This is a genomic window from Moritella sp. 28, from assembly GCF_018219435.1.
Taxonomy (GTDB): Bacteria; Pseudomonadota; Gammaproteobacteria; order Enterobacterales; family Moritellaceae; genus Moritella.
This window is the reverse complement of the sequence record NZ_CP056121.1, coordinates 3,693,290-3,710,934: the sequence shown is the minus strand read 5'-3', so window position 1 is coordinate 3,710,934 and position 17,645 is coordinate 3,693,290. Positions and strand designations below refer to the sequence as shown.

General features: G+C 37.4%; 21 protein-coding genes and 1 pseudogene. 13 read left to right on the top strand and 9 right to left on the bottom strand.

The features are described 5' to 3' along the window. The first annotated feature begins 408 nt into the window (after positions 1-408). The 6 genes from HWV02_RS16405 (at position 409) to HWV02_RS16380 (ending at position 4,324) form a co-directional block, all read left to right on the top strand. A complete protein-coding gene (locus tag HWV02_RS16405) occupies positions 409-1,107 on the top strand; it encodes a hypothetical protein (protein ID WP_211688752.1) in 699 nt (232 codons plus the stop codon). Between the two features lie 153 nt (positions 1,108-1,260). After that, positions 1,261-1,974 (top strand): hypothetical protein, encoded by a 714-nt coding sequence (locus HWV02_RS16400; protein ID WP_211688750.1) that lies wholly within the window; start codon positions 1,261-1,263, stop codon positions 1,972-1,974. 114 nt (positions 1,975-2,088) lie between these two features. Further along, on the top strand, positions 2,089-2,283 hold the full coding sequence (locus tag HWV02_RS16395; protein WP_211688748.1) for a hypothetical protein: 195 nt from the start codon (positions 2,089-2,091) through the stop codon (positions 2,281-2,283). 1 nt (position 2,284) lies between these two features. Continuing rightward, a complete protein-coding gene (locus HWV02_RS16390; RefSeq protein ID WP_211688747.1) occupies positions 2,285-2,884 on the top strand; it encodes a hypothetical protein in 600 nt (199 codons plus the stop codon). A gap of 278 nt (positions 2,885-3,162) precedes the next feature. Beyond that, positions 3,163-4,014, top strand: coding sequence for a hypothetical protein (locus HWV02_RS16385; RefSeq protein WP_211688745.1), 852 nt, complete (start codon positions 3,163-3,165; stop codon positions 4,012-4,014). Between the two features lie 106 nt (positions 4,015-4,120). Then, positions 4,121-4,324, top strand: a complete 204-nt coding sequence (locus tag HWV02_RS16380; RefSeq protein WP_211688743.1) for a hypothetical protein — start codon at positions 4,121-4,123, stop codon at positions 4,322-4,324. Positions 4,325-4,690: 366 nt separating this feature from the next. Here the strand turns inward: HWV02_RS16380 and HWV02_RS22910 are convergent, their stop codons facing one another. The 3 genes from HWV02_RS22910 to HWV02_RS16370 form a co-directional block, all read right to left on the bottom strand. Then, the gene (locus tag HWV02_RS22910) at positions 4,691-4,888 is read right to left on the bottom strand and encodes a S24 family peptidase (RefSeq protein WP_255550455.1); all 198 of its coding nucleotides are present in this window, start codon (positions 4,886-4,888) and stop codon (positions 4,691-4,693) included. A gap of 10 nt (positions 4,889-4,898) precedes the next feature. After that, a complete protein-coding gene (locus HWV02_RS22905) occupies positions 4,899-5,207 on the bottom strand; it encodes a hypothetical protein (protein WP_255550454.1) in 309 nt (102 codons plus the stop codon). Between the two features lie 85 nt (positions 5,208-5,292). Then, positions 5,293-5,448 carry a hypothetical protein gene (locus tag HWV02_RS16370; RefSeq protein ID WP_211688740.1) on the bottom strand — a complete coding sequence of 52 codons (156 nt, stop codon included), beginning with the start codon at positions 5,446-5,448 and terminating at the stop codon, positions 5,293-5,295. A gap of 514 nt (positions 5,449-5,962) precedes the next feature. On the opposite strand from HWV02_RS16370, the gene HWV02_RS16365 reads away from it, so the two are divergent. The 5 genes from HWV02_RS16365 (at position 5,963) to HWV02_RS16350 (ending at position 9,099) form a co-directional block, all read left to right on the top strand. Then, positions 5,963-6,862, top strand: coding sequence for a hypothetical protein (locus tag HWV02_RS16365; protein ID WP_211688738.1), 900 nt, complete (start codon positions 5,963-5,965; stop codon positions 6,860-6,862). A 132-nt stretch (positions 6,863-6,994) separates the two neighbouring features. Continuing rightward, a complete protein-coding gene (locus HWV02_RS16360) occupies positions 6,995-7,348 on the top strand; it encodes a hypothetical protein (protein WP_211688736.1) in 354 nt (117 codons plus the stop codon). Positions 7,349-7,359: 11 nt separating this feature from the next. After that, entirely contained in the window at positions 7,360-7,701 is a 342-nt protein-coding gene (locus HWV02_RS16355; RefSeq protein WP_211688734.1) for a hypothetical protein, read from the top strand. Positions 7,702-7,820: 119 nt separating this feature from the next. After that, positions 7,821-8,000 carry a hypothetical protein gene (locus HWV02_RS23045; RefSeq protein WP_370629435.1) on the top strand — a complete coding sequence of 60 codons (180 nt, stop codon included), beginning with the start codon at positions 7,821-7,823 and terminating at the stop codon, positions 7,998-8,000. 157 nt (positions 8,001-8,157) lie between these two features. Further along, entirely contained in the window at positions 8,158-9,099 is a 942-nt protein-coding gene (locus HWV02_RS16350; RefSeq protein ID WP_211688732.1) for a DUF2971 domain-containing protein, read from the top strand. A gap of 226 nt (positions 9,100-9,325) precedes the next feature. Here the strand turns inward: HWV02_RS16350 and HWV02_RS22900 are convergent, their stop codons facing one another. Then, positions 9,326-9,448, bottom strand: a complete 123-nt coding sequence (locus tag HWV02_RS22900) for an ogr/Delta-like zinc finger family protein (RefSeq protein WP_255550447.1) — start codon at positions 9,446-9,448, stop codon at positions 9,326-9,328. Between the two features lie 550 nt (positions 9,449-9,998). Between HWV02_RS22900 and HWV02_RS16340 the strand changes: the two genes are divergently transcribed. Further along, the gene (locus tag HWV02_RS16340) at positions 9,999-10,895 is read left to right on the top strand and encodes a sel1 repeat family protein (protein ID WP_211688731.1); all 897 of its coding nucleotides are present in this window, start codon (positions 9,999-10,001) and stop codon (positions 10,893-10,895) included. A gap of 19 nt (positions 10,896-10,914) precedes the next feature. Here HWV02_RS16340 and HWV02_RS16335 read toward each other — a convergent pair. The 3 genes and pseudogenes from HWV02_RS16335 to HWV02_RS16325 all read right to left on the bottom strand — a co-directional run. Continuing rightward, positions 10,915-11,246: pseudogene (locus HWV02_RS16335) on the bottom strand (hypothetical protein); the annotation flags it as partial. Between the two features lie 293 nt (positions 11,247-11,539). After that, complete coding sequence (gene pta, locus HWV02_RS16330; RefSeq protein ID WP_211690606.1) at positions 11,540-13,669, bottom strand: phosphate acetyltransferase; 2,130 nt, start codon at positions 13,667-13,669, stop codon at positions 11,540-11,542. Between the two features lie 103 nt (positions 13,670-13,772). Continuing rightward, positions 13,773-14,969, bottom strand: a complete 1,197-nt coding sequence (locus HWV02_RS16325) for an acetate kinase (protein WP_211672467.1) — start codon at positions 14,967-14,969, stop codon at positions 13,773-13,775. Positions 14,970-15,379: 410 nt separating this feature from the next. Here HWV02_RS16325 and yfbV point away from each other — a divergent pair, with 410 nt between their 5' ends. Next, the gene (gene yfbV, locus HWV02_RS16320) at positions 15,380-15,817 is read left to right on the top strand and encodes a terminus macrodomain insulation protein YfbV (RefSeq protein WP_211672466.1); all 438 of its coding nucleotides are present in this window, start codon (positions 15,380-15,382) and stop codon (positions 15,815-15,817) included. A gap of 96 nt (positions 15,818-15,913) precedes the next feature. Here the strand turns inward: yfbV and rlmA are convergent, their stop codons facing one another. Beyond that, complete coding sequence (gene rlmA / locus HWV02_RS16315; protein WP_211676805.1) at positions 15,914-16,747, bottom strand: 23S rRNA (guanine(745)-N(1))-methyltransferase; 834 nt, start codon at positions 16,745-16,747, stop codon at positions 15,914-15,916. 103 nt (positions 16,748-16,850) lie between these two features. After that, positions 16,851-17,627 (bottom strand): pyruvate formate lyase 1-activating protein, encoded by a 777-nt coding sequence (pflA, locus tag HWV02_RS16310; RefSeq protein ID WP_211676804.1) that lies wholly within the window; start codon positions 17,625-17,627, stop codon positions 16,851-16,853. Positions 17,628-17,645: the final 18 nt, after the last annotated feature.

The window sequence follows — 17,645 nt, the reverse complement described above, 5'->3', positions numbered from 1 at the left end:
GTTAGTGCTACATCATAGGACTTAAATTAGATGTGTTCAATGTTTGTTTGTTGTTATTAGATACACACCTTAAAAATATGTATCTACTTGAAGTATATTGAAAAAGGTTCGATAGGATGACTTTATAGAATATAAGTTGTTTATTTTTCAGTTCAGTCACACTTTGCCAGAAAATAGTCTTGTTTTTCCTTGCTATAAAATTAAATGTCAATAAAATCAATCGCATATTTGTAATTTTGAATGATTAACAGCACTGTACGATTTCTCAGAGTCTGATTTAATGTCAGATTGCTATTTGATCCTATTTTTCATCTGATTAGTTACGATCTACTAGGGTTAATAGATTTGGGGAGTTGAGAGTCCTGTTATACAAATGTTAGGTGTTTAGGTGATAACAAAGGAGGTTTAGTGGACAATTTTGATGAACAGATCAGCTCTTTTACTGCAGTACATGCGCTTTTCGGGCTTCTAGATGATTATCACGCAAAGCAATATCTCGACAATTTAGAGTATCGAGAAAATACGGAGTCAGAACTCGCTAACTATCTTGCAGCGGCTAATAAGTCGATGTCTGAAATGGGTGAAAACTACGACTATCATAATTACGACTATGGGAGAGAACAAGAATTGCGGCACGAAGAAATGGCTGCGCTTGCACAGCAATCGTTTTTTGCAGAGACAAAAGAACTTCACTCTTTGGCTATTGTCGAGATGAAAGTGATGTTTTTATACAAAGAAGTTGAAATTAGGTTAAAGAAAACTATTTCAACTAGGTATAAGAAAAACACAAACAAATTATCAAGTTTAAAGATGTTAACAGATTACTTCGCATTAAAAAAAGTGAACATAGATCAAATTACAGAATACATTGCAGTAGAGGAACTTAGGTTAGTCACTAACGATCTTAAGCATTCTTTGAAAATTAATACTTCTAATGAGGTTCCTGAATTTATGGGGGAAAATGAATTCAGTAGTGAAGTATTGGGTGTGTATCTAGATCGAGTTGCTTACGAAATAGCCGGCTTTTTTGAAAAACTAGTAAAGTTAGTCAATGGGGAAGTGGTTAATAGTGGGTCTGATGAATTTATTGGGGATATCCCATTCTAACACACGCACCTAGCAAAGCATTTAAGGGGGATTCTCAACGTTTGGCATTTTTTGTTCTATCGTTGGGTTTATGTTTACACTGTAATAGTTTAGGTTAGGTGGAGGCGTTGCTCACACCTTAATGCGGCGTTGGTATTTTGATTTGGAAACATTGTGAAAAATAAAGTTATATGGCTTTGCTCTATTTTACTCGTACTAGTCGGGGTGATAGTCGGTATTAATATTACCAACGCGGATAGCGTGACTTCATTCTTATCAACTTCTGCAACCATTTTAGGTGGTTTCGTAACGGTAGTCGCGTTTGCTTGGGCATTTATAAGCTATACCGATTGGCAAAAAACTCAAAAGAATAGTGAATATGAAGCAATCATCGAGCTTGGTAAGTCCTCACAGATGTTACTGACTTCAACAACTAACCTGTTCAAGGTTATGGTTGTTATTGGGTATCAATTCGAGGAAATGACGGATTTGGAACACAAACTAAGAGATGGAAAAATAAGTCATTCAGTTTCAATGTTCGAAAAAAGTTACGAGCGTTACTCCGATGCTAGAGCTTCAACTTCTTTTCTGGATAGTAAGTCATGCACCATTAATGACTACGAAAACTTAGATGAGTTTATTGCTGTTGTTGTTGATTGGTTTTGGATGTTTCGGTACCAAACAGTAAAAACTGCGATGGTATTAGGTGAAAAGGTTGATAAGGGGACAGCGCTTCATTGCGGGGTCGTAATTCCAGATGAACAAATGGAACTCATGTCATCGATCGGACTCGGAACTACCGTTGCACCATATCAATTTCATAGGGCTTTATCCGATAACATTGATCTATTGATTAAAGATCTTTTGCATAAGGTGGCAACAAATTAATATAACAACCTGTTTGACGTGGTTGTGGCCAAGTTCAACAAGCGATTTAAACCATACAAAGAACACAAATACTAAGACGTTAGTGACTAGTTCACCTTAAGGGAGATGCATAGAGTGTTAGATTGGATTATCGAAAATAAAGAATGGTTGTTTTCAGGTGTAGGAATTTTAGTTCTTACCACTGCTTTTAGAATGATGTCTAAAAAAGGGCAAAGTAAAAAAGAGGTAAAAGCAAAAACTGGCGGTATTGCGATCGGTGATAATGCGAATATACAGGGCTCATTTAACTCTACAACTAAAGGTGATTAACGTGTTCACCAAAAAAGAAATAAAAGCAGAAACTGGAGGTATTGCATTCGGTGATAACGCGGAGATAAATGACTCATTTCATACTATCAATAACATAACAATAAGCGAAAAATCAGACAAACTTGCAGATCTTCTAATTGGTTCTGTTGTGATTAATGGTAAGGTCGAACTTATAGATAGATGGCTAGATTATCACGGTAAGTTATTTGCGGCTGTATGTGGATCTAGAGCAAGCAACAATCCAGTAATAATAGCTCAAGCCATAGACGAAACCTTACCCATAGGTAGGAAAATAAAAGCTAGTTTTAAGCTACTAAAAATGGAAAGCTGTTCTAAATCATTTGCTAGATATACTAATGCACTAATATTGATTTCAGGGCTTCACTGTTCAATTTTTTACAGAGACAAAGATCTAATAGAAAAAGAAAAAGAAATTCATAACATTGTAAATAATGGACTTAAAAACTCAGTAGTTGGTACAACATATGGAGACCTTAACCTTGATGAGTTAAGTAAGGATCAAATAAAAATTCTAATAGGCAATGTACAGGAAATAATAAAAGACGTGGCTCGAGATATAGATAACGAATTAGGCATATAGTATTGCTGATGATCATACCCTTTTAGGAATTGAAGACGGTAAGTTGCATGTTAAGCATGATTTAGGTTCTGATTTCTTAAAGTATCATTCATGGATATGGAAAATAAAAATACATTAGATGCTCTTTTCTGAATACCGGTTAAATAGATGGCCTGTTCAAGATTTGATAAGTGAAGAGAAAAATAGAATTACTGTATAAATTCTAATATTTAGACAAGAGTACACTATTAAAGATAGTGTACTCTCTCTCCTGCAATAAATTTCAAAAGGACTAGAAAGTGGAAACAATTATCAACTTCTTATCATCGAAAGAAGTCGTATCTGCATGCGTATTTATAACCACCGTTTTCTCTATGTATTTCACATGGAAATTTAGAACGTATGGAACGATTAAAGCAAAAATTGAAATGCTACCAGAGTTAACAGAAATAGAGGCAACTTTGGCAGGGGCTAAAATTGAAGGCCAGCTCGCTAAATTAGATAAATTAGAAATAATTGAAAAATCGTTAGAAAAAGCTAGGTTTGATGTACAAATGGAACGTATAGATGAAATTTTAAAACTTGAAAAAGCAAAGTCTGAAGGTAGTGGCAGCGTAGAGTTTAAATATTATCAGCGTAAAGAAGATTCAGAAAAAATAATGGTGTTTGCCGAAAAAATAACTCAAGCCAATGCAATGATTAAAAATGAAAGTCATAAATCATTAAAAAAATGCGCTGAAATGTATGGTTTAGTGCGTAAAAGCGATCTTAATACAAGTAAGATGATTTTAAGAGATGCGGAACCACTAGTAAATCTTGATGAATTTAGTTCATTACAAAATCAGGTTTTAATTATGTATAAACTTTATTTTGAGAACTATGAAAATAGCACGAAATTTAAATACTGCGTTAACAATTGGAATGGTACGGTGACCTCAATGATTTCGTTAACGCTGAGTACCGCACAAGAGATAAGAACGGCTGTATATAATGAAACAAACAAAGAAATCATGAATGATAAAATCAGTCTCGCGTTAATAAATAGAAATGATAAATTCTACGATATCCTATCAAATTTAGATGCAACTGAAAGACATCTAATGGACTCGTTAAGTGAAATAATAAAAGAAATTCGCCATAAACAGATATAAAACCACTGCGCATAATAGCAACGTGATTATGTTGATTATATTTAAGTATGTATCATTATGTGGTGATATAATATTCTTTTATATCAATATCTTTAGGAGCTTATTTATGAATATCACCACAGAAATTAAATGCCCAGGTTGTGAAACTGAAATCAAAGTAGAAATATCTAAAATGTTCTCTGGTAACACTATTGATTGCCCAAAACCTGATTGTAACTCTAAATTAGAATTTGAAGGTGATGATGGCCGTGATATGCAAGATGCTCTTGATGGCCTCAGTAAGACTTTAAAGAATTTTGGTAAAAAATAACCTTAGTATTCTAAGAGTACACAATCTTTAATAGTGTACTCTTGTCTAAATATTAGACTTTATCCAGTGGTTAGTGGTTAGTGGTTATTGGTTATTTGTTATTTGTTAAGATCCCTTTTTCACTTACTTTGGTTTTTGTATTTTCGTTCGTGCTTATTTTGCTGCGTTTACTCCTATATTTTGGTCTTGCCCATTTTTTTCATCTGGACAGTTTTCTGTATCTATTTGATTGCTTTCTTCATCGGAGATAATTTAGTCTTCACTATCCATTATTTTTTCATTGTTCATGTGTTTTTAATTCCCTTTTTAAGATTAACGAAATTTTGATTTTAGCCACCCGTACTGTCTCACGGGGCTAACTTGTCCTTAACATTGCGACTTAGTGATCTCCCAAGGGTCATACATAGAATTATCAGACTTAACGCGGATAATGCCGCCAGGTAACATCTGCAATCGCTTCACCAACAAGTTATTGTCATAACGCATGACATAAATCCCGTCAGACAAGTTATTTACATCCTTATTAACCATGATCATAGAGCCGTTCTTTAATGTCGGCTGCATACTATCGCCTTCAACTAACATCAAAAATAGATTCGTCGGACACACCAACTTCACTACGTAACCAATTAGGCTCAAAGCTAATTGTTTTAGGCTGTTCTTCTACTTCTGCTAATAAACCAACGCCAGCAGATGCTGAAACTTCATAAAATGAGAGATGAAAATATCCCTCAGAGCTCCAGTCTTCCAACTGAAGTACCTTATTTTCATCATCTGAAAGGAGATAATTGTCTTGCCGTAGCTGCTTCCAACGTAATGAAAGCGGCAGATAAAGGCGACTTTGCTGCATATGTAATGGCGCAGGGTGGGCCGTTTGTATCACGTAAGGACTTACTCATTCGTAATGATTATGACACGGCAGAGATGGGTAACGAATATGGTGAGTTCGTTTCTAAGATCCAAGGCTTTCACGTTGTCGGCGATGACGCCGTTAACACGCGCATACGTAAGTGGACGATACAACCCAAGTCACAAGCATTGCTCGATAGTGAAGCAAGCACCAGTAGCACCGAAGGTGCTGAGGTTTTGAATGGACCCGAAGGGTCTTCTCGGAGTTCTGTCACTAACTGTACGCCCTCCAGACGAGACAGGTTAAATGCTGGAATTAAAGCACTTTTGAAAAGGCGTGGTATTCATTTAGATGATCACCTGGTCAATGTTATGGGCCAAGGTGCACAAATCAGAGTTGATAAGGACCACATCGTGAAATTGAGGCAGGGCTATTATGCCGATAGCCAATATCACCCGCCATACTGGTCGATGTTAAGTCAGATAAACCCAATATTTGGAGTGGTTGGAATAGTCCGGGCTTTGAAAGTAAAGATACATCTGATTACATGCCAGGTTGGGAAAGTTGGAGTCGTGGGATTGGGGTTAAAGATAGATAACCGGAGTATAATCAGGTGCTTCTATAAATTATTTGTGTGTCCATGCTAATAAAATATATGTTATGTTTACTCATCAGAGTCGTAATATATTTTATATAAAAATATATTACGACTCTGATGCTGAAACGAACCTACGGAGTTGGATTTAGTACTTAGTAGGGGGTCATTATTTATGTAAAAGGAGATTACTATGGATGAAGCTAGGGTTGTAAAATCTGGTGATATTGTTACTGCTGAAGATTTATATTTTATGGATAAAGTTAGTTCTACAGATTTTTGCTGTGATGAATGTGATATTCCTTTAGTTCCTTGTTCATACATTAAAAATGTGAATTTGAGGAAGCCTTATTTTAAAATTTACACTAGTCACAATCATGAATCTTGGTGTAATACAGAAGCAGCAGCAAAGATTAAAAAGAAGGGGCAGAGTACAAAACTTACATCAGACGAAGGTTTTCCATTTATTTATCCAAATAGATTTAAACTAAGAAATGAAAATACGATTGAACCCTCATTACCACCTAGTATTCTAGAACGTAAAAATAAACGTGCAAGAATAAGAAATGATAATGAATTGAATGAAACCAATCGAAAATCAAATTATGAAACTAGCTCATTTAAGAGCATCGTGAATGAATATTTTGATTTTCCACATGACCGAGATAGAACGCTTAATTTTGAAGGTGTAGCAGCTGATACATATAACACAGTATTTAAACGATTAGAGAATACAATAGGTAAACAGAAATTTCGTATACAAGGCGAAGAAAAAAAAGTTTATTACGCAACAATGTCATGGAAAATAACTGAACCAGAAAACGACATACTTCACATAGAATTGTCTCGCGGTAAGTGGGTGGATAAGAAAAATGAAAGACCTTATTACGTAGAAATTGATATGTGTGAATGGCCAAAGCAAAGTAAAACAAAATTTTTTAATCGTTATAAAGAAGTTGTTGAAATGGTCAGAGGGACAAATAGAAAAGCACTTATCTCTTTTGTCGGACATCAAGATATAGCTGATGATTACTTCAAGTTCCACGCTGAGAACCGTTTTCTTATTGCTTTCAATTTATTTCACGATGCCTGATTTAAGTGAAACTCTAGGTTTATTTTAATTTCGCTGTTTTAAATTATAAAAAGAATTGTCATGTTTGGAATGTTGAAATAACTGAAATGATCACTAAATGTCGCTTACCAAGCTTTAAGGCCTAACTTTTTATTGGCTGTTACTGACGTAGAATATGTGTGTGAATTATTTAATAACTTTGAATGGATGACAAATTGGAAGCTAAATATTATGTGGGTGATTATTAGTCAATCGCGACAACTGAAGTTTTACGGACTTACAAATAGTGAACAAGCTATAGAGATTGATGGGATTAGTTATTTTATTGAGAAAAAAGGGTATTCCCCTGAAATTAAGTTTGACCATAACTTTGCAGTGGAAAAGTTATTATTGAGTGGTGTCCCGTTATTTATTACTAAGTCCGACGCAAGAAAAGAAGCTGTAAAGTTGGGTCTAACCGGATTTAAATATTTAAACTTAAGCCCATCAATTATTAAATTAACTTAGCTGAGGTATACATGTCAGAGTTAAAAACAAGAGTCGAGGAGGCTCAAAAAGAAGCTGTAACGCATAGTATTACTTGCTATAAACTAATACAGAATGAGGGACTTAAAGTTGCAATCGAGTATTGTGAATCTAAAGGAATTGCTCCCCCACAATGTTCCCTATCAGCAAATACCTGTCATGCAGAGAAAATGAGAAGTATTGCTGCAAGGATGCTTTCAGAAACAAAGTGGTGGAAAAGACGATTAAAAAATAAAGAATGGCAAGAATTTGAAGCTGAACAGAGAGCTAAGGGGTTAGTCACAAATGTGATTTCAAAAGAGTCGCTGGTGTATTACAAAGCTAATAAAAGATAGGAAAGATTGACTATTAATGATTTAGATAAGCAAAAAATAGATTCCTATTTTATTTACACAAAACCCCCAAACATGGCAGGGTCTACGTTCTTTACGATGCACTATCTAAATCCTGTAAAATTGGTAGTAAAAGAACTAAATATCTTCAAAGGTGTAACACTCAAATTACAGGTAGAACAACAAAATTGTTCTTTCTGTATGGATTTTGTATTGATAACTTCCGTCAAATTGAAACTCACTTACATCGTCATTTTAAGAAGAATAGATTAATGGTGAATGGTTTAAGGCTAGACCAATAGAAATACTTAAGTACATGGACTGTTTAACTATTTCACATAAAGTTAGTTTATTTATAGTAATACTATTCAAGACTTTTTAATTTATCAAGGTGATGTTATAAGTTTTGATTCTGAATATAAAGCCTGATAATAGAAATTACTTAATGGGAATGAGAAATTGGAACAACCTAATAAAGTTTACCGCTATCAAAAGTTTAGTGAACTAAGTATCAATGCTTTATGCCATGATCAGTTATATTTTTCTGATCCTAAAGCATTTAATGACCCGCTTGACTGTCAACCACATGTTGAATCAGATTCTCATATAAATGAATTACGTTTAGTGCTGGAAAAACAAATAGAGCTGAGGGTAGAAGCTGAGACTATATCATCACTTACTAGTGCAAAAGTTACTGGCGAAAGTGCTATTCTACATGCGAAAGCAACAGCAAAACAAATTGCACAAAATGAATTAACCCGTATCGCATATTATACAACTGATCCTGACTATAAAGATGATCCTGTGGAAGTCGAATGTAGATTACTGACATATGGAATACAGAATGAGCTATTAAAGCAATATGATCGTGGCATATGTTGCTTTGCTTCCTCAGGTGATAACCCTCTGCTTTGGAGTCATTACGGAGATCAACATCGTGGTCTTTGTGCTGGTTACAGCTTAAATAGGAAGCCAAAGCCAAATATGCATAGAGTCCTATATGGCAGTAATCGAATAATTCATACAAGTGCAATAGTCAAAGCAATACTTCAAAAGAACGTTGAATATCAAAAAATATTAGACCAAGATGTACTTCTTCGAAAAGCATTACCTTGGAAGTACGAAGAGGAGTGGCGTTTGTTAGGAAAGCGAGGGATTCAAAGTTCGGTTTTAGAACTTAAAGATATTACATTTGGTCTTCGTTGCCCTGCTGCTGTTAGACATATGGTTATTGCAGCGTTCAAAGATAGGGATCGTGGTATCGATTTTTACGAAATATACCAAATACGAGGAAGTTTTGATTTAAAAAAACGAATTATTGATGCTGAAGATTTAAGAGGATTTCCCCGTATAGCTATGTCTGGTATTGAAATGTTTGGCCCAATTCCTACTGGGGAATAATTATGGATGTTTTGCATTATAATTAATGGGAACTTATGGCGGGGCTTAAAAGAAAAGTGAACTTATTAAAAAACCCTCAATGTGAGGGTTTCGTTTACCTACAACATTGAAAGTTGTTGCTTAAGTTCTTGCTGTTGGGTAGGGGCTAGAGCTCTCAATAAGTCAAAGGCTAATTGACTCGAGCTTTTAGCTGATGGGCTTAACGTATGGCTAAAACTAAGGTTCATCACAAAAAATGGGCACACTCGGCACTATTACAACTGCAATATAAATCTGTATAGCTATTCGAAATTTTATTCGTTTTCTGGATACGCCTTTTAACACCGCACTCTGGGCAAACTATTCTCATAACACATCCACTCAATTCGCATACAGACCTGTAAATTACACGATATTAGGCTGTTATTTTATACGGTTGTTTATGGTTCCCGTTATAATACATTGCTATTTCTAACGGGTGGGGGAAACATTTAATCATTCGGGCGAGGCCACGATAAATTCACTCCTCTTCGCCTACCGCGTTTTCTCAATTTCTTCACGTTTTTGACACAGAATGACAGGCCACTCAGGTTTACCTAAGAGATAAACATCAATCCGCCCCAATCAGTTAACTGATGTTAATTTTATGAAGTTTTGATAAAAGAATGATTTAACCATGTTGAATTGTATGAGAGGTGTTAAAGGCTTGGAATATATAAAATATAGTGTTATTTATGTTATTTATGTTATTTATGTTATTTATGTTATATTAGAAAATAGCTTTCGGATAAGCTAGCTGCCCGCATTTGGCAAAATCTCTGTAGGGATAATCCACATAAAAAAATTTAACTTAAAATATCTAGAGGTAAATGGTATTTATTAGCGGGCAATAATTTTCATTTGCTAATCAAGGTATTATTATGAGATTAAGTGAAAAAAGTTTTAAAAAAGATGCTAAAAAATTAAAAAAAGTAAACCCCAACCTCACCACAACAGAATCTCTTGATAGGATAGCTAAAGATAATAACTATCAATCATGGATTCATGCCAAGAAATGCTTATCTATATTAAAAAATAATTCTGACTTCCACGAACAAATGAAATCTGAAGATGTAGCCTATTTATGCTCAAAATATCAGGTGTATCTTGATAGAAAAGATGATGAGAAAGCTTTTTATATTTTATGCCGTTTATTTGAAGTTGTAGGCATTTCATTTAAAGAGAGCCGTAATATGATTAGAATCCAGGATAGATATTTAGGCCCTGCAGATGAAGAGGAAAGGTTTAGGTCTCTATCGACTCTTAATTTGTATATTCATACAAATCTTGCATGGCACCAAGCTCTTGGACAAGGATGTGAAATTAAATTAGAAGAGGCCAAACGACTTTTTAATGATTCATGTGTTTTGGGAAGGAACTGCGATGTAGCTTATGGAGTATATTCTTATGCTCGTTTTAATGAACTACAAGAAAACTATCATGAAGCTGAGAAACTATACTTGTATATAATTGAAAAATATCTTCAAAATGCAGGTTCATATTATCAATTAGCAAAATTACATTTAGAACGTAGAATTAAAAATGTGGATATTACAGATGGGGATCATTTTTTAAAAAAAGCCAAGAAAAAAGGACATCCAGAAGCTAGAGATACACTCGATAGATATAATAAAGTTAGATCTAAAGCTCCATTTAGATCTTTTGAAGAGTTTCATGATCGAATCATAAGCGAGGGCGTTTTTTCTAATCATGATGACTGTAGACCAGACGCTAATATTTTAATTAAAGCTCTTAATTCTGTTGGCTGTATGATTTAAAAGAGCTTAATGTAAGGGGCTAAGGCTCCTTAATTTCCTTACTTCCCCAGAACGCTCGAAACAAGCGCATTAACCCAAGCGTCGAAACTGCAGTTCCCACAATCACAAATTCAAAGTACTAGGGCGCACCTTCATACCCCATAGCCTGCCAACCTGCCGCCATATACGGCTGCAGCTGTGGTATGAAGTGGGTAATGAATAACCCCAAAATACCGTAATAATAATTTCATCCATCAACGATTCACGCCGGTTCTTCAGTACCTGCAAGTTATAATCAGAATCGTTACCTTCTTGGTTAGCTAACCGTTTGGCTTCTGCATCCAGCTTGGCCAGTTTAAGGTTACCTTCCGCAATGTACGCCGACAAAATAGCCATCAATCCTCACTCCTCGGGTTTAAGTCGGAATACGCTGGCTCTGTGAACATGCTCAAGCGTCAGTATTCGCGAACGCGATGGTTGATGAGGTTAACGAGAATGCAGAGGTGAATGTAATTGGTGGTAGTTCGGCGGGGAAGTATAAGGTTAGTTAAAATCTGTGGTCAGTATGTGGACATTGAAAAATGAAAGTTATTATATTTAAATGGCTTGGTTAACTAAAAAAGGCTCCCTAAGGAGCCTTAATACACGTTTATCAGGTTTTCAGACTAAGACGTTAATTGCTTAGATTGAATCGCTGTAAGTGCGATTGTGTAAACGATATCGTCTACTAATGCGCCACGTGATAAATCATTTACTGGTTTACGCATGCCTTGCAGCATTGGACCAATAGAGATTAGGTTTGCAGAACGCTGTACCGCTTTGTAAGTTGTGTTACCAGTATTAAGATCTGGGAATACAAATACAGTTGCTTTACCAGCAACAGGGCTGTTTGGCGCTTTGCTTTTCGCAACATTTTCCATGATAGCAGCATCGTACTGTAATGGACCGTCGATGATTAGATCAGGGCGACGTTCTTGTGCGATTTTAGTTGCTTCACGTACTTTCTCTACATCACTACCTTGGCCAGATGAACCAGTTGAGTAAGAGATCATAGCAACGCGAGGATCAATACCGAATGCTTTAGCAGAATCAGCAGATTGAATCGCGATGTCAGCCAGTTGAGAAGCATTTGGATCTGGGTTAATTGCACAATCACCGTACACTAACACTTGATCAGGTAGCAACATGAAGAAGATCGAAGACACTAGGTTTGAACCCGGTGCAGTTTTGATCAACTGTAGTGCTGGACGGATTGTGTTTGCTGTCGTATGAACGGCACCAGATACAAGACCATCAACTTCGTTTTGTTCTAGCATCATAGTTGCTAGTACAACGTTGTCTTGTAACTGTTCACGTGCAACTACTTCTGTAAGGCCTTTCGCTTTACGTAGTTCAACCATAGGAGCAACAAATTTTTCAACACATGTTACTGGATCTACGATTTCGACGCCGTCAGAAAGTACGATACCTTGGCTTTCTGCAACACGTTTAATTTCAGCTGGGTTACCAACAAGTACTGGAATCGCGATACCGCGTTCAGCACAGATGTTAGCTGCTTCAATTGTACGTGGCTCTTCACCTTCAGGTAGTACAACACGTTTCTTCGCTTGACGCGCTAATTCAGTTAACTGGTAACGGAATGCAGGCGGTGATAAACGACGAGTACGTTTAGTACCAACTGTTAACGTTTCAATCCATTGCTTGTCGATGTGACTTGCGATGTAATCTTGAACTGCTTCGATGCGTTGTTTGTCATCTGCAGGGATATCAAGATTGAAGTTTTGAAGCGTTAATGCAGTCTGCCAAGTATTCGTTGTAGTCAACATGATCGGTAGACCAGTTGCCATCGCTTGTTGACAAAGTTTTAATACGCTTTCGTCTGGACGAGCATCACCAGTTAATAGTAATGCGCCAATTTTAACGCCGTTCATTGCAGCAAGACATGCAGCAACGATAACGTCTGCACGATCGCCAGAAGTAACTAATAAGCCACCTGGACGGAAGTGCTCAAGCATGTTTGGAATCGAGCGTGCACAGAAAGTGATACCTAGTAGACGACGTTCTTCTAGTTCGCCTTTATTTAAGATTTCAGCTTTTAAGTGGTTAGCAAGATCTTTTGCACGTGGTGCAATTAGCTCTGCGCTCCAAGGGATACAACCAAGGATTGGCATTGGGCTTTTGCCAAATACTTGTAGCACTTCTAGGTTATGGCTAGCATTACCTGAGTTTGCTTCAAACATTTCTGCAAGATCTGGACGGCTACGACCAGCTTCATCAAGTGGTGCGCCAACTTTGTTGATCACACAACCAATGATACGTTTGTTTTTGCTGCCACCGAAGTTCGAGCAAGCGATTTCTAAACGATCTTTAAGCTGTTCTGAAGAATCTGTGCCTGGGTTAGCCACAAATACCATTTCAGCATCAAGTGCTTTCGCGATGTTGTAGTTTACGCTGTTAGCAAATGGTTGTTTTGATGTTGGTACTAGACCTTCAACAACAACGATTTCAGCATCAACCATGTGTGATTCGAAACGCTCAACGATATCTTCAAGAAGTACGTCAGTTTTACCAGCACCGATTAATTTTTCAGCATGTGATAAAGTGAACGGCGTTGCAGGTGATGCATTCGTTCCTTGACGGATAATTTCAGTTGATAACTCTGGACCTTTTTCGCCTTGGCGAGGTTGAGCTACAGGTTTGAAAAAGTTAACGTTTAGGCCGTTGCGTTCAAACGCACGAACCATACCTAGACTAACAGAAGTTACGCCTACGCCTACGCCAACTGGGATAAGCATTATAGTGCGAGCCACTAGCGTCCCCTTATATTGGGATTGAGAAGAAAGAAAGGTGCGGTTACACCTTTCTTATTTAAAAATGAAACTTATTTAGCGAACAGTCTTAGCTGATTAAGCTTACTGCATCTTGTGCAATAACAAGTTCTTCATTAGTCGAAATAACCATAGCTTTAATTTTACTATTTGCTGTAGTAATTGTACCTTCAGAACCAAAACGTGCTGCTGTATTCGCTGCGTCGTCAACTTCGATACCGAAGATAGAAAGTTGGTTTAATACTAATGCACGGATAACGTCAGAGTTTTCACCGATACCACCAGTAAATACGATAGCGTCAATACGGCCTAAAGCAGCTGCGTATGAAGCGATGTATTTAGCTAGACGGTAGCAAGAAAGTTCCATTGCACGAACTGCGCCAGCTTGTTTTTCTGCATAACCATCTTCGATAGCACGGCAATCGCTAGAAATTTCAGACACACCTAGTAAACCACTTTCGTTGTTTAGCATGCTGTTCACTTCTGCAAGTGTGTAGTTACACTGTGTAACAAGGTGGTTGATGATGCTTGGGTCAAGATCACCACTACGTGTACCCATTACTAGACCTTCAAGTGGAGTCATACCCATGCTTGTGTCTACTGATTTACCATCTTTAATTGCACAGATTGATGCGCCGTTACCTAGGTGACAGTTGATGATGTTAGTTTCTTCAACTTTTTGACCTAGAAGAGCAGCTGCTTCACGACCGATGAATAGGTGACTAGTACCGTGCATGCCGTAACGACGGATGCCATTTTCGCGGTATAGTTTGTACGGTAGTGCGTATAGGTATGCTTTTTCAGGCATAGTCTGGTGGAACGCAGTATCAAATACAGCAACTTGTGGAAGCGTTGGGAATGCAGCTTGTGCAGCACGGATACCGATTAGGTGAGCTGGGTTATGAAGCGGTGCTAATGTTGCACAGTCTTCGATACCTTGCATTACTGAATCATCAATGATTACTGATGAAGTGAATTTTTCGCCGCCGTGTACAACACGATGACCGATCGCAACGATTGCGTCGCTCATTTCTTTTTGGTCTTTAAGAATGTTATTTACGATGTATGCTACAGCTTCTTTATGTGAAGCGCCTGCGCCTAGATCGGCTGTGCCTTTATTGCCGTCAAGTTTCCACTTGATGCGTGCGTTGTCTAAATTAAAGCATTCAGCAAGACCTGATAATTTTTCATCACCAGATACTGAATCAAGAACTGCAAATTTAAGAGAAGAGCTACCACAGTTCAGAACTAGAACGAGTTTATTCATGCGTAAAAACCTATTATGAAATAATCAATAAAATAACTGATAACAATCCTAGCGATATTGGCTTAGGTATCGTATCTTTATTAAAGCAAAGAAATATATCTGTGCTTACTAAATTGGCTGACACTGTCATTTTTACGTACGAAATCGTATTGGGTACGACTAATGTTCGTTACTAAGTATCCATCTTAAAGAAATGACGACTTTTTAAAACTGTGAGTCATGTCACTCACATTTTCCCTTAAAGTGTTAACTGCCTCATAGTTTACTTGCAATGAGACGATATCTCAAAGTATATTTATAATAATGTTGATCTAGAGCATTAGCTTAACATCTATATAGTATTTTACCTGCACTATGACATGGTGTATGGTTGGGGATATAGAAAATTTCAATCTATTAGGGGGATGCTGATGAGTGTATTTACAGATACGCTTTATAAAGGTCAACATTATATGCAGCGCTGGCCGATGAAAAAAGAACTGGCCGCACTTTTTCCTGAGAATAGAGTTATTGCCGCCACGAAACTTGGCTTTAAGACTATGCCGCCATTAGCGATTTTAACTGTGATGATGCAGTATCTCTATGGTGATATACAGCAGCTACCAGCGAGTATTGCGGTTGCATTATTACTTATTACGCTACCGATGCAAGGTGTGTTCTGGTTAGGTAAACGTTCGAGCGAGTTATTACCCGTGTCACTAGCAAATTGGTATCATGAACTTTATCAAGGGCTAGTTACGCAAGGTTGTGATCTTGAGCCCGCAGTGAAAAAGCCACATTACAGTGAATTGGCTGATATTTTAGAAAATGCATTTAAGCGAATGGATAAAGCATTTATGGTTAAGTAATACACGATCACACTTTATTCCGATAATCATTAATACCGATATTAAAGCTAATATCGGTATTTTTTTGTCTTTTAAACGGCGAGGGCGTTAGAAAAACTACGCAGTACGTTTATAAAGCGTGATATTAAAGTCGAGCGTTAGGGTTAAATCTGCCGCATATATCTCTGCTTTTTGTTCGTCGCTCATCTTCCACGCTAATGGTGTCATTTCTAATAAGTTCTTGCTGTCTTTAGCTTGCGTCAGGGTGATCTGGTCGGTTAAACGTTGCTGTTCAATCAGTTCAAACCCGGCAATATCTTCAATCTTCATGTCGTGTTTTTCAGGGGTTTGGTAAATCTTTTGCTTTAGCTCGAATAAATGCTCGGCAGCTGGAGTCACTGTGAGTAAGTAACCCTCGGTTTTGATTATACGGGCCAGTTCAGCATCTTGTGATGGTGCATAAATACGCGTCACCAAGTCTTGGCTCGCATCCGCGAATGGAGTGTTGTAAGCACTTGCCACACAAAAACTGATCGTTTTATAACGTTTTGCTGCATAACGGATCGCTGATTTAGAAATATCGAGTCCTGCGATTTGTGGCGTTGTATTAGCATCATTAAGAGCCGCCAAAGCCAGTGCTAAGCGGTGGGTGTAATACCCTTCGCCACAGCCTAAGTCGAGGATGTTTGGTGCGTTGACAGCCGTTAGCGCTTGCTGAGCAATGTTATTTACCGTGTCAGATAGTGATTGATAGAAGCCTTGGTCAAGAAACTCTCGACGGGCTTGCATCATTTCTTTGTTGTCGCCAGGATTTTTTGATTTTTTGTTTTGCACTGGGAGTAAGTTGACGTAACCCTCTTTTGCTAGATCAAATTGATGGCGTTGATCGCAAGTGAGGCTTTTGTCTTGTGCGGATAAAGGGCGTGCGCAGATAGGGCAAAGGTAGTTCATGTGATCTCGTTATTCTTATATGAAGGTTAGCAAAAGGCTAAAACAAAAAACCGATCATAGCATAGAGCTAGGATCGGTTTGCAATAGAATGCTGTTTGGGCGATTAATACATCACATTATCTTTATATTCTAATAAGATATTTTTAATGCGGTCCATGGTGTCTTTACTTGGTGGGGCAACACCATCAAGAGGGTAATCAAAGCCCATTGTTTTCCATTTATGCAAGCCTAATTCGTGATAAGCCAGCAATTCTACTTTTTCAATATTATCCATATGTTGAATAAACTGACCAAGTTGATGCGCTGATGCATCATCATCGGTATAACCGGGTACCACAACATAACGTATCCATGTTTTTTGATTACGTTTTGCTAAATATTCGGCAAACTCGAGGGTACGTTTATTGCTAACACCAACTAACTTCTGATGGATCTTGTCGTTCATGTGCTTTAGATCTAGCATGACTAAATCAGAGACATCGAGTACTTCATCAATGACATCTGTGTATTTACGAATATAGCCATTGGTATCTAAGCAGGTGTTAACGTCTTGGGCTTGGGCCGCAGTGAAAAAATCACGCACAAATTCAGGTTGTAGCATCGCTTCGCCACCGGATGCAGTGACACCACCCCCCGTCGCTTGCATAAAGGCCTTGTATGAAACTAGCTCACGAATTAATTCATCAACGGTGGTTTCTGTACCAGCATGTAGGTCCCATGAATCACGGTTATGGCAATATTGGCAACGCATTAAACAGCCTTGCATGAAGACGATGAAACGGATGCCTGGGCCATCAACTGTGCCACAAGATTCGGTAGAATGAATGCGTCCTACTGTGCTACACAACTCGGTAGAATCAATAGGTTTAATAAGCGGCATAATATCTCCAAAAAATAG

Coding starts and splice junctions, on each gene's coding strand:
- rlmA (WP_211676805.1), bottom strand. CDS start 16,747: ATGAACTACCTTTGCCCTATCTGCGCACGCCCTTTATCCGCACAAGAC.
- HWV02_RS22910 (WP_255550455.1), bottom strand. CDS start 4,888: ATGCAGCCGACATTAAAGAACGGCTCTATGATCATGGTTAATAAGGAT.
- HWV02_RS16365 (WP_211688738.1), top strand. CDS start 5,963: ATGGATGAAGCTAGGGTTGTAAAATCTGGTGATATTGTTACTGCTGAA.
- pflA (WP_211676804.1), bottom strand. CDS start 17,627: ATGCCGCTTATTAAACCTATTGATTCTACCGAGTTGTGTAGCACAGTA.
- pta (WP_211690606.1), bottom strand. CDS start 13,669: ATGCTTATCCCAGTTGGCGTAGGCGTAGGCGTAACTTCTGTTAGTCTA.
- HWV02_RS16355 (WP_211688734.1), top strand. CDS start 7,360: ATGTCAGAGTTAAAAACAAGAGTCGAGGAGGCTCAAAAAGAAGCTGTA.
- yfbV (WP_211672466.1), top strand. CDS start 15,380: ATGAGTGTATTTACAGATACGCTTTATAAAGGTCAACATTATATGCAG.
- HWV02_RS16340 (WP_211688731.1), top strand. CDS start 9,999: ATGAGATTAAGTGAAAAAAGTTTTAAAAAAGATGCTAAAAAATTAAAA.
- HWV02_RS22900 (WP_255550447.1), bottom strand. CDS start 9,448: ATGAGAATAGTTTGCCCAGAGTGCGGTGTTAAAAGGCGTATCCAGAAA.
- HWV02_RS16325 (WP_211672467.1), bottom strand. CDS start 14,969: ATGAATAAACTCGTTCTAGTTCTGAACTGTGGTAGCTCTTCTCTTAAA.
- HWV02_RS16380 (WP_211688743.1), top strand. CDS start 4,121: ATGAATATCACCACAGAAATTAAATGCCCAGGTTGTGAAACTGAAATC.